The 15,041-nt window shown below is 48.7% G+C and carries 8 protein-coding genes; 3 read left to right on the forward strand and 5 right to left on the reverse strand.

Features of this window, described 5'->3' with window-relative positions:
- Window positions 1-7,620: a cell surface protein SprA gene (gene sprA / locus EXU85_RS30690; RefSeq protein ID WP_142775737.1), complete on the reverse strand. Its 7,620-nt coding sequence runs from the start codon at window positions 7,618-7,620 to the stop codon at window positions 1-3.
- Between the two features lie 351 nt (window positions 7,621-7,971).
- On the opposite strand from sprA, the gene EXU85_RS30695 reads away from it, so the two are divergent.
- Window positions 7,972-8,781, forward strand: coding sequence for a Rossmann-like and DUF2520 domain-containing protein (locus tag EXU85_RS30695; protein ID WP_142775738.1), 810 nt, complete (start codon window positions 7,972-7,974; stop codon window positions 8,779-8,781).
- Between the two features lie 160 nt (window positions 8,782-8,941).
- Entirely contained in the window at window positions 8,942-9,982 is a 1,041-nt protein-coding gene (locus tag EXU85_RS30700) for a YCF48-related protein (RefSeq protein ID WP_142775739.1), read from the forward strand.
- A 40-nt stretch (window positions 9,983-10,022) separates the two neighbouring features.
- Here EXU85_RS30700 and EXU85_RS30705 read toward each other — a convergent pair whose 3' ends face one another.
- From EXU85_RS30705 to EXU85_RS30720, 4 genes are all read right to left on the reverse strand, one after another.
- Window positions 10,023-10,442: a putative toxin-antitoxin system toxin component, PIN family gene (locus tag EXU85_RS30705; protein ID WP_142775740.1), complete on the reverse strand. Its 420-nt coding sequence runs from the start codon at window positions 10,440-10,442 to the stop codon at window positions 10,023-10,025.
- Complete coding sequence (locus tag EXU85_RS30710; RefSeq protein ID WP_142775741.1) at window positions 10,435-10,644, reverse strand: hypothetical protein; 210 nt, start codon at window positions 10,642-10,644, stop codon at window positions 10,435-10,437. Before EXU85_RS30710 ends, EXU85_RS30705 begins: the two co-directional genes overlap by 8 nt.
- 193 nt (window positions 10,645-10,837) lie before the next feature.
- Window positions 10,838-12,397, reverse strand: coding sequence for a DUF4394 domain-containing protein (locus EXU85_RS30715; RefSeq protein WP_142775742.1), 1,560 nt, complete (start codon window positions 12,395-12,397; stop codon window positions 10,838-10,840).
- A 150-nt stretch (window positions 12,398-12,547) separates the two neighbouring features.
- Window positions 12,548-14,071, reverse strand: coding sequence for a capsule assembly Wzi family protein (locus EXU85_RS30720; protein WP_371731970.1), 1,524 nt, complete (start codon window positions 14,069-14,071; stop codon window positions 12,548-12,550).
- Between the two features lie 141 nt (window positions 14,072-14,212).
- On the opposite strand from EXU85_RS30720, the gene EXU85_RS30725 reads away from it, so the two are divergent.
- Window positions 14,213-15,031 carry an aldo/keto reductase gene (locus EXU85_RS30725; protein WP_142775743.1) on the forward strand — a complete coding sequence of 273 codons (819 nt, stop codon included), beginning with the start codon at window positions 14,213-14,215 and terminating at the stop codon, window positions 15,029-15,031.
- The last annotated feature ends 10 nt before the right edge of the window (window positions 15,032-15,041 follow it).

The raw sequence follows: 15,041 nt of genomic DNA on the forward strand, positions 1-15,041 counted from the left end.
CTACTCAGCCAGGTTGAATTTCACCTGCACACCACCCGCCGTGGTAGCCCGTTTGAACGAGTTTGACACAAGTGGATCATTAAACGTTCGATCGAAATACAGGTTGAAGTTCAGGCGCTTACTAACAATGTAGCTAATCTGTGGACGCAGCTGGAAGTTTACGTTACCCGCCGTAACAATCTGCTCGGCATCTAACTTACGTTGAATCGTTCGCGTATCGCGGAACGTCAGCGCCAGGGAGAACGTCAGATCGTTTTTCAGCTTCTTATAGGCGCCATTGATCCTGAATGGAATCCGGAAATTTTGCCGGGTGAAGCCCATAGAGGCCGTTAGATCTTTATTGCTCAATTCGGCAACCTGGGCATTCGACAAACTCAGGGCTACGTCGCGACTCTGATTGTAGGCCAATTGGCCGCTAATTCGGTTTTTCGTCTGAAACTGGACACCAATCATGGGTGCAAACTTCTCCGACATCGTGATGGTGCTCATCGCCACAATAGGCATAAACTGCCCCAATTGGTTAGTTAGCGTTCCTACTCCAAAGTCCTGCACCGCCAGATTTACATAAGCCGCTGTATAATCTAAGTTCGAGATGAAGTTACCGACGCTGTAAGTCGATGAATAGCTATGATTAATAGTAAAGGCGGAGAAGTATTTCCGAATAATGCCCAATCCCGAAATGCCATTGTAGGCAATCTGCCAGTTCGGAAGTGGGAAGTTATAAAACGGTGAGAACTTCGCTTTTTCTTTTTTCTGACCACTGTAGGCTGCAAAAAACGAGGGGATCAGTACATCCTGTGCGTTTATATCGTACGTACCAACTCGGTTCCCTTCTTTTGCTTCGTTATTCAGTTTCTGCTGAAAATACGTACGATAGCTCTCAAGACTATCAAATAGAACAGACGTATTATCGCTACGCAACCCCTTAAACGCTGTTCGGAACGACCAGAACGACATACTGAATTGTCCGCTACGAACCGGTGTCTGAGTCTCAAATGGACCACCCTGCGAGCCTGGCCGGTAGTACTCCTGATATGCATCCGTCCGGTCGAGCCGCCAGTTGATCTGCATTCGGAAGTCCTTAAACGGTTCCAGCGTTGTGCTGGCGGTAAACTTCTTCGTAATGTTCTGCTGGAAAGCGGTATTCTGTACCGTACTCGGTGATAACCAGCCTTTCTGGGCCGCTTTATACGCTATGTTGTGATCCTGGCTACCCAATATAAAACCTAATCCCGGTGCGTTTTCGGCACTGAGTCCAAACAGTTTTGGCGTTGGCAGGAAACCTGGCAAAATCGTGGACTCCTGCAAATTATAGGAGAAGTTGATACCGCGCACGGTCAGCAATGCCCGCGTAAAGTTCTTTAGTATTTTGCTGTCGCCCCGCTCAATATCCTCGATGTCGCCTGGGTTACGGGCAAAGTTTTTTCGAACCGGCGCAGGCGTATTGGCAAAGCGCAGGTAGCGGATTTTATTGTAGAGCCGGATTAAATCGACCCGCCCCGTAATGCCCTGCTCACGGTCGTTGCGGATAATATTCCCAAACGGAACACCCAGCGAATCGACAATGCCGTAGGAGTTAGCCTGGAACTGGTAGCCCACTCTATAACTGGCGTCGGCGGCAATCCAGTCGAGTAACGGAATCTTGTCTAACGGCAGTCGATAGGTGGCCCGGATTTCCTGCACGAAGTTTTTCATCCGGCCCAAGTGCTTAATGCTGTTCAGAATCGAGTCGCGTTTAGCCTGGGTGTTAATATCGCCCGCCGGTTCGTCGATAATGGCATTAGCCTGCGCATGATAGGTCAATACCAGACTGCGCGTCAGGTTCCAGGTCAGATCGTAATAGCGATTGAACAGGAAGTACTTCTCAAATTGCGGCTGGATTCCGTCCGTTGTCAGGTCTGATGAACGAAGCTGGGTTTTAATATAACTCCGGTCCATATCCGTACGAATTGAGACCAACGTTGGCAAGAGCGTTAGGTTGAAATCTTTAAGCCAGCGCAGATACGGAGCCTCAAAGGAAGCCACATTTCGGAACGGTTCAAAGGGTTTAGGTTGTGCGCTATAGGTATACGAAATGCCGCCCCGATTCTGGCGTTGCAGGTATTCCTGGGTTAGAATGTTCGTGCGTTTCATATCGTTGAACGCATACGTAAACGCAAAATTTTCGAAATCCCAGAAATGCGACTTCGCATTCGGGTTGGTTTTCATCTTCCGCACGTTCGAGAAATTATAGCCTCGACGCGTCGTATTATCCTGCACTAACTGACGATAGCCGGCCCGTTCGGATTCCGACTTCGTGGACAGCGACGTTTCCAGTGGGGTATCCGGGTCCAGCGGGTCAAAATGCGGATCCACATTGCGGTGGTCGTAGTTGATGTAGAGTGGCACCTTAAGCCCCCAACTGGCTGGCAGGAACTTATCGATGGCAAGGGCTGATGAGAGCCCAAACTCAGAGGTCGTTTCGAGGGCTCGCTCGCCAATGCGCGTCTGCACTCCTCCGAAACCAAAGGTCGTAATTCGACCTGAAGCTGTGAGTGTGCCCAGGTCCGCTAACTTCATATTCACCGAGCCTACAGCGGCCACCCCGGCGTGCTGGTCGTAGCCGTTGGCCCGCAGTTCATCAACCCAGATCGTGAACGTTTTAGGGCGCTCGCCATCGCCAAGAATTTTGGGATTGCGCATTCCAATCATGATGGATTGTACCGAACTCAAATCAGGGTTACCTACCACCGTGAGCAAATAACGTCCCGTGGAAGAAGCCTGCGTAAACGGTAGGGACGTTTTTCGGCCAAACTCCCGGTTCCGATTCGCTTTAAGGTCAATTAATTCCTGAAGTGCCAAATCCAGGGTATTACCATCTGGCCAGACAACATTATCGGGCTGATTACCAGCCGGTGTAGCAATTAATCGAGGGATTTCAATCTCGTAGTAGTTATCAGTATAGTCAGTCCCAATCCGAACAAAAGCTGATACCTGTCCACTTTCAGTTTCGGGATTGTGCATGTGCACAAACATTTTGATCCGCTCCCGGAACAACAGGTTGTAATTAGTGTTTTTGAATGCGCCCCGCGAATCGCCATCGCGCAAATTCGTTACGCTCAGGCGCATCGACTGCTCGTTCAACTCAACAATATTCGGCTGGGTATAATCGCGATCCCGAACGTAGCCCGGAGGCACTGTATACTGGTATTTATCGCCCCCCTGCGTGGTGGTTTGCGTACTACTATTTTCTTCAATGTTTACCGTCGAGACAGTAAAGTTGGCATCGTAAGGCTCAGGGACTTCCTGTAACCCGTGTTGAGTCAGATCGCCCGTATACTTCCGATACTGGTTAGCTTCCATCTGTAATTCGGCAAACCGAAGTACAACGGGATCAGCAAAGTTGGTCAGGTACATCCGCATAAACCGGATGGATTTATACCCATTGATGCTGCCTACTTTCCGCAAAGGCTCCCGCACCGGAATCCGGAACTGATACCAGTTTACGGGGCCTCCCGGTGTATTTACCGTTACCCTATCAACAATGTATTTACTCTGGCCAACTTCCAGCTTATCGGGCTGTAAGTCAATTTCGTATTCGTAATAGGCTTCGTTGTCATTGATCGTGTTGTCGATATTCAAATCTTCAATATCGGGCAATGTGGTCGATGCGGGGGTCAGGTACTGATTGGCGCTGGTGTTTTCGGGCGAGTTGTTCTCCATACCCATGAACTTCTTATACCGCGCAATAATGTACTTCTGCTGATCGGCATCGTCGCCGAGATAAAACTTGAAGTCATCGCCCGAAGGGTCCTGCTCAATATCGGCTAGCGCATTCGGATCACTAACTCGCGTACGAACGGCCGTCAGGTAATTTCTGAAAAAGTCTTTCTCGGCGGTAACACCCGCCGGAATATTGGCCTGGCTACTCAGCCCATCCAGACCAATATCCTGCTGCTCACGTGAACCACTCTGGAAAGCGTTCGTAACAAATTGCCGTGTTGGTGCCCGGCCCCATGCTGTAGCATCGGTACCTGGGTTTCGGGTGCTGATGACGGAATCGAGCGGAAACCCATTCTCAAATTCGTAGCGACTATCCTTAATAACGTCCTCTGAAATATCGCCCAGATTAAAGACGAGCTTCCCTCCTCCCCGGCGGCTTCCCCCTTTTAAAATCTGATTGGGGTTGGGCCCATATCGGATATCACCCGCATCACCCTTCACAAAGGGGTCCATAAGCCAGAATGTTATGTTTTCCACATTGGCGTTATCAAAATCAATGTCTGAGGAGATAGCTCGCGTAACGGCACCAAAGTTTTGGGTGGGGTTCGGCAAAAGGCCATTCGCATCCAGATTTGGGTTGTAGTTATACATACCCCGCTCCGATGGGAAATAGGCTACGTCCAGGATGTTTTCAGGCAACTGCACTGGCCTTGCCGACCGACCGGGGAATAACTCCTGGGGCAGAAATGGCCGTTCGTACATGTGCTTGTTGGCATCTTCGATATCAATATTCGAAGCCACGCCCAGTAACCCCGTCGATCCAAAAATACTTGGATCGACCGTATAGACCGAAATTCGGGCGCGGTTATAAGCATACGGTAGCGGATCAGCAAAAGAGCCTTGTGGAAACTGCTGCGGAGTAGCCCCCAAACGCCAACGAATGGGTTGACGAGTCAGGTCGAAAATAGTACGAGCCGCTTCAAAATCATCCAGATAGCTTTCGTTCTTGGCTTTTGGATTGGTGCCCGGAAAGAGCTGTGCAACCTCGCCATTGAACTGAACCGTCGACATTTCTTTGGTCTGCACACCCGGCAACGCATCCAGAAAACGCGTCAAACCGGGTGCATCTTTCCGGATGTTGGCGTTTACACCCAGAATTGTATTGTTAACGGGTTCGTTACCAAGGGCCACCCGCGTCAGGAAACCAGCCGGGGTTTCTTTCATATGCATGGCTGTTAAACCAATACTAACGTCCTTATTAACCGCATAATCCAGATGCGTACCAATAAGCGTACGGATCTGATTCTGAAACAAATCGGGCTGTTCGTAGCTGATCCGAATCTCACGGCCCGAATTGGTCACGCTTTCATTGATAATTCGCAGACGGCCAATTTGAGCATCGAGTACGTAATCCTGGCCCGACACCAGCGGTACACCACCCGCCGTAACCGTAACCGACTGCTCATTAACACCCGGCGGCAAAGGCACCTCGGCACCATTGCCCGACTGGAACGAACCTTTCAGGAAAAACTTGTTTTTATCGGCAAGCTGGGCAGCATCTGCTTTGGTGGTACGATACAGCTGGTTAAAGACGTATTTCGCTTTGTAATTGTCTTCATCAGCATCGAACTGCCTTTCCAGATACGACCCGAAGGGCTCCAGAACCGGGAAAATGATTTTCCCATATCGGCTGTCAATCGTATAATTCTCAACGTAATCGAAATTACCATCCGGCTGAGCATCCAGTTGTTGGTTAAGCCGATCCATACCAAACAGTTGTACCAGCGGCCGATTCTGCGTTCGGCGCCCTTCCTGTAGGTTAGGATTATCGATACCCGTCAGGTCATCTTTGTAAATAATTCGCAACTGAAATCCCTGGCGGGTAATCTGCGACGTGTTGAGTGGGTAGATGTTTTTCATCATCAGATTCCACATCGGCAACTGAAGGTTGTTGCGTAACGTAGCCGATTTAAGCAACTTCAATACCAGTACTTCATCGCCTTTACGCGACTGATAATCTTCTGTCAACTCACCCACTTTATAGCGCCGACCCTGATAGGTATACTCATAGGCAACGGCCAGAATTTCGTCGTTCCGTAAAGGCGTTACAAGCGATATATAACCCAGATCGGCCTGCAATCTATACTCACGATCGGTCAGCCGTTTGGCGCCCCGGAGCAGGTCAAAATCGGTACCCTTGGCTAACTGGAAGGTGTTGGTTAATTGATCGTTCGTCTGATCTACCTGTCGGAAAGCAGCATTTGCGTTGGTCGTCAGTTTCGTAAAGAGACCGTTGGCCGTATTGGCCGTTGGGGTTCGGTTATCGCGCGAAAATGGCGAGAGGTTCGGGTTCGTCAGGCTATATGGATTACCCTCGCCCAAATCCTGAAATCCGGCAATATTCCGTAAAGATTCGGTGGTATTAGTCCGGTTTGTTACGTACACTTCAATCCGGGTTACGTTAACTCCCGACGTTACCTGAGGCATTGTTTTCAACGAGGACTCGTAATTAGCCCGGAAAAACTGCGACAGGAAAAAGTGCTGGTTCTCATCGTACCCATCAGCGCGGATTTCAAACGGACGGTTCGATGTGCCCCCTCTTAATACAATCTCATTCTTGCGTGACCGCTGCTGCGAGGCCACCAGCGTGGCGTTCAGTTTACCAAAACGCAACTGGGTTTTAATCCCAAATAGGTTTTGCACCCCTGGAATCAGTTGACTGTTCACTGCCCAGCTGATGTTACCCACTTCGAGTCCCTGCAAAATACTTTCGTTTTGCGGGGTGAATCCGGGCATTCCCGGTGTACTGCCATTCACACCCGGAACACCCGGCAAATTAGGTGCCTTAGGCACGCCAGGTAAGCTGGGCAACCCCTGCCCCGTTCCAAACGCGGGCAACCCACCTCCGGGTCGATAGTTCAGTTTCAGCGCGTTCTCGAAATTGAAGCTGGCTTTGGTATCGAAGTTGGCGAGTACACCTAATTTCTCCCCAATCTTCCCATTGAAGTTGATGCTGATTTGCTCGTTGAAGAGAAAATTCCCGCTCCGACGCTGACGCACGGGATAGGCGGGATTATCATTAAATTGGTAGAGATACCCAAAATCGAGGGTTACAAAGCCATTCGGTTTAAAATCAACCTGGCTACCGCCAAACAGGCGATCAATTACAGGCGGCAATTCGAGTTTTGGAATTAATCCACGTCCACTCAAGGCACTTTGCCCATCGCGCTTGGCACCATACTCCCGCCAGACACTTTGTTCAACACGTTGGTTCTGAAGCTGGTTATAAGTCGAGAACGGTATCGTTTCCGCCGGTCGATACGGCAATCCGAATTGGGATGGAGGAAGTATAGGGCCAGTTGCTGGCTGGCCGGGTGAAGTTGTGGATGATGCCGGAGTCGTTACATCCGTTCGTCCCTGCACTGAATTAGGCGTAGGTGCACCCGATAAGGATACACCAGTCCTGACTCGCTCGGTAACGCCGATACCGCCATCGGGACTAAGTCGAAAATCTGTTGAAACACCTTTAGGGTCACGAAGAATAAAGGGGGATTTAGACGGTCGTTCGGAGAAGCGCGTAGCTCGCCGGTCAGGCCAGTTTACCGTTGGCCGTCGATTGGCACTGCGTAACGCCCGAATACTATCGGTACGATCCTGAAGCGCCTGCTTAGCCGAGTCCGCCCGCATAATGGCTCGTCGGCGAGCATTGGCCCGTGCCGAATCGGCAGTAGCTTGTTGACGCCGTGCTGCTGCTCCCCGTTTGGCGGGTGCTGGCTGGTCCTGACTGTAGCCTATACCCAGCCCCAACAATAGCCAGCATCCCACTATCAACCAACCGTTCGGGATGAACAGAAGCCGACTAATGGTAAGAATAAAGTGACTGACAACAGGACTGTGAACAAAGTAGTGGTTCACCATTGGGGGTACTTTCAGGTTCAGTATGAGTAGCGAGGATACGTTCTTCTATCAAACGGCCAAAATTAGGCCATTCGTCTAATAGGGCAATAGATTTTTTACTAGGCTGTTTTCTTTCGTTTCAGTATACATAGGGAGTAAAATTACGCATTAAACTGTCTTCATGCGAACAAAGTAAGCCTCATTTTCTTGAACCAGAAGCTATAAACGACCTTGTTTACAAGCAGTTCTACAATTACCGGGCCATATTTTCACAGAATTAACGTGAAGAGGGCCGTTTCATATCCACGAATCGTTCTTGGTTCACACACTCGCTTTAGATAACGTTTCCAGTAAAATGTTCTATACTTGAACATGGAAATTTCGTTCATCGGCGCAGGAAACCTGGCCTGGCACCTCGCTCCAGCTCTTGAAAACGCGGGACATCATATCAATGAAGTATACAGTCGCCAGCTTCAGCACTCCCGCCAGCTAGTGAGTAACCTGTACGATGCGCGGACCCATTCCGAATTAAATTTTGCTGACAGCCCATCCCGATTATTTGTGCTATCGGTTGCTGATCACGCACTCGAAGAGGTCTGCTCGCAACTGGTGTTACCTGAAAACTCCATACTTGTGCATACGTCTGGGGGCCAATCGTTGCGATCCCTGGAGCATTGGATGGCTATTTATAGCGATGTACCTGTTCAGACAGGGGTTTTCTATGCCTTACAAACCTTTACCAAAGGCCAGCCCTTCATGGCCTTTGAGGAGATTCCACTTTGCATTGAAGCCTCTGATCCCACTACTGAAGATAGCCTGGTTCAACTGGGCCAGGACATCAGCGATATTGTTTATTTGATTACATCCGACGAACGCCGAACCCTGCATATAGGCGCTGTATTAGCCTGCAATTTCACGAATCACTTACTAGCCCTTGCGCACGACCTCACTACGCACGAAGGATTGGAATTCGATTTACTCCGACCATTGATTGCGGAAACTTTCCGAAAAGGACTAGCTGCCCCTAACCCAGCCGACGTACAAACCGGTCCGGCCCGCCGGGGTGACCTAAGCACGATTGACTCGCATTTGGCCTATCTTAGTAATCAGCCTCGGGTATCCGAAGTTTATCAGGTGTTAACTGAAAGCATTCAACGGTATTATAAAAATCAGGGGCGTTAAGTTGACGGATAATGTAAGATGAATAATGTATAATGGACAATGGATAACTCACTGGAAAATACCTTATTATAGATTATCCATTTTACTGCACGTGCAGCCCTAGCAGTTCATTATTCATTGTCCATTATTCATTGTTCATTTATATTATCCCTTTACTGAAATGATTCGATCCTTCCGCCTGCTGGCACTCTGCTTATTGACTCCGTTTAGCTGCCTTGCTCAGTGGCAGATGCAAACCGTTGGTACCGATGCCAGTTTCCGCACTGTCAGTGTTGTCAGCGCTGATATTGCCTGGATTGGCGGTACAAAAGGAACCTTTGTCCGAACGGCCGACGGTGGTAAAACCTGGCAAACGGGTACAGTTCCCGACGCGCAAACCTGCGACTTCCGCGATGTAAAAGCCATAGATGCCCAGACCGCTTTTTTCATGAGCGCTGGCCCCGCCGAAAAAGATCAGGCCCGAATTTACAAAACCAATGACGGCGGACAGACCTGGGCACTACTTTACCAAACGCAACAGAAAGGCGTGTTTTTCGACGGAATCGACTTTTGGGACAATCAACATGGCATCGTGTTTAGCGATCCCCCAGCGGATGCTGCTATTGATAGTAAGTGGTTTATGCTAACCACCGACGACGGCGGAAAAACCTGGCAACCGATCCCTGCGGCTTCGTTACCACTGATGGAGCCTAATGAAGCGGCTTTTGCGGCTAGTGGTACCAGTCTCGTTGTACACGGAAAACGAAACGTCTGGATTGCCTCGGGCGGTGGGCAATACGGGCGCGTATTCCGTTCCAGTGATCGGGGAAAAACCTGGAACGTCAGCAAAACGCCCTTACCAGGCGGAGAAGCCACGGGCTTGTTTGGTATGCATTTCTTCAGTGACAAAATTGGCATGGTCGTCGGTGGCAACTACAAACAGGAGCAGCAGCCCGGCCCAAACGCAGCCATCACCCGCGACGGTGGCCAAACCTGGCAACTCGTAGCCCAGACGAATCCAGCGGGCCTGAAAGAAGCCATCGCCCTGCTTCCCGACGACCGTTTACTAACCGTTGGTCCTTCAGGCACGAGCCTATCGGCCGATCAGGGACAAACCTGGCAGAAACTCGATACAGAAGGCTTCCATTCAATGGGTTGCGCTAAAGGTACTTGTTACGCTGTAGGTGCCAAAGGGAAAGTGGCTGTTCAGCGATTTAAATGAGGTTGATTGCCAATATCAACTGGAGGTATCCTATTAAGGATTAAAACCGTTGAAGTAGCCCCTTAAAGTCTTCTGCTGTTATAATGGAGATTCTTGGAAAATCAACTGCGCCAAGGGCGTTGAAATGTTTGTCATCAGTAACAATGTAATGGGCATTCCCAGCAAAGGCACAGTCAACAAATTTATTATCGTCACGATCCGAGGTTATCAGATTTAGCGCGAAGTAAGGCTCGACGCGTTCAATAGTAGGAAGAAGTAGTAGAAAATCCAGAAATACCTGTGCCGTAGAATGGCCATAAAATCGGGTTATCATCTCCTCATATTCCAACAGAATTTCAGAAGACACAACCAGACTAAACTTGCCGTCGTAAAGCGTATCAAGTATAACTGCCAGAGTTGACTTGCTAGAAATAGCCCTCAGTATAACATTGGTATCAAGAACAATTCGATAATCAGGCATTCGGATTTAAGTTCTTGAAAAACTCATCAGTATATTTTTTCTCTTCCCATACTTGATCAGCTTGGTTTCGGAGCTTATCCAGGAAGAATTTAGCCATGACTTTTTTCAATTCAAGGAGCATTTCATCAGAAATATCCGTTGAATAGAGTTTTAGCAGCTCTGTCTGTACATTAGATAAAGGCGGTTGCAGATTCGTAAGCATGGTATATGAGTTCACTAGTGAACAAAAATAATGAAATTAGGACAGTTTAGAGCTTTGGCATCAAAATTCAATTTCGACCCTGTCTTCATCATTTTTTCCTTCCGAAAGCACATAATTGCAATCCGGTCAATAGCTATAATCGGCCCGCCTTGTTGATCAACAAGGCGGGCCGATTATAGTAACATCAATCAACTTAGAAGCCTAAACCAACAGTAAAGCCACGAACAATGGGGCTACCTGGAACAGTTGGGCCAGCCGTGGCTGCGCCTGTTGCTAAGTTAATTGTATAGACTTTCGTGCTGTTACCACCTGTACGAAGTAGCGCATAAGCCGTACCGGTTGCGCCACCAATATCGAAGCCATTGGCACTTTCTACCTCAACACCCAGCGGACCAACAGATACTAATGTACCATTATTTGGTGGATTTTGCTGGAGTAAAACCGCGCTGCCCGGACGAATATCAATATCATATAACGTTGTTGTGAGGGCTCCTGCGAAGTTGTTCGTATAAGCAGCCGCTGTTACGTTTGGTGTTCCTGGGTTTAAATTTCCATCAGTAGCAGCTAAAGCGCCATTATCCGGATTCAGACGAAGATTCTGTCCTGTGTTGCTAACAACCCGGATACGGTCGACTGTTGGGTTGAAATCGAAACCAAAGTCCGTTCCTGACAGAGTGAATGCCCCGGCACTACCCACCTGCACCAGACTCCAAACGTTTGTATTAGTAACCGCAACCGTATACAGTCGGCTAGTGCTACCCAGTACAAACAGCTGACCATTTACTGGCCGGGAGTCGATACCAAGAATGGTTTCGCCCGGTTGAAGGCCCGTAATGGTTTTTAGAGTTAGGCCCGTTAAACTAACGGGATTGAAAATAAGCAGGCTATTGTTGCTGTCAATGGCGTAGGCAACCGGATTCGTTGGAATAGCCAGCCCAATGACCGTACCCGTCAGGTTACCCAGTTTCTGCAAACGACCAGTTGCCAGATTAATCTGATCTAACTCCGATGAGCCATTAAACTGCACAGCAACCAGCCCTTGTGTGTTGTCATTCGGTGAAATATCGAAACCAGCAGACCCAGCTATATCTAAGCCTAGCGGCCCAACGTCGGTCAGTGTACCGTTGTTAGGTGGGTTTTGAATATAGAGCCGGTCGGTGGCCGGATCAATATCATACAAAGTTGTTGTTGTTACACCCGCGCTGTTATTTGTGTAGGCCACTTCCGAAATCATAGCACCAGAAACGCCATTAATGGCTCCATCCACAGCAACTACCTGCCCTGTTTCGGGATGCAGTCGCAAATCCTGCCCGGTGTTCGTAACCAGGCGAATACGATCAACTGTCGGGTTAAAATCAATACCAACAACAGACCCCGAAATAGCGGGTGTAAATGGACTCGTTGTCAGAGGTCGGGCTTCTGCTGTTGTTGGATTAATAACAAACAGACGGCTCATACTACTGACTCCGTACAGTTGTCCGGTAGCGGGTCGAAAATCAATTGACAACATGCGTTCACCAGCCTGAAAGTTTACGCCAGTAATGACAAGATTTGACAAGACCACATTGGGATTCTTGATGTTCACCCGCTGCAACTGATTAGCATCATTTAATAGGTAAACACTTGCATCGGGCACGGCACCTGGGTCTGGTGGTAGACGGTGATCCTGACAGGCATTGAGCGTCAGTAAGGAACCAAGCGCCAGCATACCGGCCAGGACACGTAGAAAGGGCTTTTTGTAAAGCATAGCCATAGTTTTTCTCGTTGAAGAATTAGTTAGGGACGCAGTAAACAGGCTAACTGCACTTGACTATACGGCAATACGCGTCAAACGGATTTAGAGATATTAAAAAGAGATTAAAATATTTTTTAATGGAAACGTATATTTTTCATAAAGGCCTTATTACCAGAACTTTTTCAAACTTAGGTAACCGGCAAACGCATCTGGCATCAACTCCCCCCGATCAAGCGATAGTGTTGTTGTTAGTGATGTACCCGACCATTTACGAATAGGCCACTGGGCGCTTACTAGGGTGGATAACTGATGGAAAACTTGTGGGTAAGGCTGTTTGTAAGAACCAAAATTTCGGCTGTAAGAAAGTCGTGTCGTTAGTATTGGCCCCCGTTGAAAAGCACTTATCGTACCCAGGTACCACGCCACAACCCGATTATTCGGGTAAAATCCATTGCCTGCATATTCAGTAGCTACCGCTGGTGCCAAATCCGAACGAGGCATGATGAAAGGCGTTCCAATTGTTCGTCCCCGATACGACCATCCCTCAATGTACTGGCTGTTATTAAAGTAATTATCAGCTCCCTGATAGCGGGCTGTTGGGTCGAAGGTTGGGCCGCTTTGATTCGTTGTACTCAGCCATTCGAGAACGAGTCGCTGAAACCGAAAACGGGTGTTTGTTGTGGCATGATTTTGAAACCGTAAGCCCGTTAATCCATCTGGTACATTTTGCAATGCCAGACCTGATGCATCATCGTACATGTGCTGATGATAGAGTAGCCAGTTCGTTCGAACACCTTTCCATTCCAGCGCTACATCATAGTTCCCAACGTGGTTACCCACGCGATTCGTCCCATCGAACGTAGTGAATCGGTTGTTTTCCAGCGCATCAGGATACCGACCGGTAATAATTGATAGATAGTCCTGGAAGGAAGTTGGTAACCCTCCATTGACAGCTAAATCGGGTCGATTAAGCAAATAAGCAGCATGGCCACCCCATTGCACCTGATGATTCAGCCCAGCATAGAAACGAACCCGCCAAGTTGGCTTCCCGATTCGGCCATAGAAGTATTTCTGATGAAGATAACTCCCCTGAATGTACGAGTCGATAAGCCAGCCATGTGCATAGCCAACCCGAAAAGCCAGCAGTTTTTTGGTAAAGCCAATGGGCACATAATCAGGCGTATGTAACTGGATTTTCGGAAACGGCATTGCATTACCAGACCAGGCCACAAAGCCCGACGTCAGGAGCGTATCACCTAAGCCAGCCACTTCACGGCGGTTGCCCCCATAAAGCTCCAGCGCACCAAAACGGATTTTTACATACGCATCAGGCAACAGAATAGCCGGATTGTTAGACGTTGATCGAGGACCCACATTGGCAACAGCATAAGCCCCAAAACCCCAGTCGAAACGGGATTTCCGTTTTGGTATCGAATCGGGTCGGGGTTTGTAGTCGCGTTGTATACCCAACCGAACCGTTCCGAATGATCCCTGTACAGGAATGATATTGTACTGATTAGCCCGCAACCAGAAAGGGTTTTGGTCGTTTGATGTTGCCAGCCCACCAATTTCAGCTGAGTAATGAACGGTACCCGTCGATGGAACCGATTGGGCCCGAACAACCAGCCTGGTTAAACTAATAAGGCACGTAATCAGGTAAAGTGTCCGCATAAACCAGTAAACTAAGGCCATGGCTATTCTACCCGTAAACATACGGTAGAATAGCCAATTCAGCTTGCGCACTTATTTGTTAGTGTTTTTTTAAACATCTTGTCCTGGTTTTTAATTAATATATGAAACTTAGTTTTACCGTAAGAAACTTGCCTTTACTGAATGACTATACCCTCTACCACACTTAATAATGGTGTTGAAATGCCGCTATTGGGCCTTGGTGTTTTTGCGCCAGCTCAGGCCAATGAAGTACAGCAGGCAATTGAGTGGGCACTTGAAGCGGGTTGCCGATTGATTGACACCGCAGCTGCCTATGGCAATGAACGCGAAGTAGCCAATGCCATCAGAGCCAGCGGAATTCCCCGAAGTGATATCTTCATTACTACCAAAGTCTGGAACGACGATCAGGGTTATACCCGAACACTCCGGGCATTCAACCGGAGTCTGGAACGGCTTGGCCTCGATGTAGTGGATTTATACCTGATCCACTGGCCCATAAAAGAGCACCGACACGAAACATGGCGGGCTCTCGAAAAAATCTACTCCGACGGGCGAGCCCGTGCCATTGGGGTTTCAAATCATTACCCGGCACATTTGGAGGAACTATTGACCGAGGCCCATATAATACCCGCCGTCAATCAGTTTGAGCTAAGTCCCTACAGCTACCTGCCCGAAGTCCTGGATTATTGTCACGAGAAGACTATACAGCCTGAAGGGTATGCACCTTTGGTACGTGGCGAGAAAGCAAATGATCCAAAACTGGTTGCACTGGCCGAAAAATATGGCAAAAGCACGTACCAGATGCTCATCCGGTGGTCATTGCAACATGGCGTCGTTACCATTCCAAAGTCGGTGAAACGAGAACGAATTCAGGAAAATTTCGATGTATTGGATTTCACGATTTCCGACGAAGATATGGCCGAGATGAATACCTTCTATGACAATACTCGTATAGCCGACGATCCACGGGACATAGCTTAGTTAACTACAC

The organism is Spirosoma sp. KCTC 42546 (genome assembly GCF_006965485.1).
Classification (GTDB): Bacteria; Bacteroidota; Bacteroidia; order Cytophagales; family Spirosomataceae; genus Spirosoma.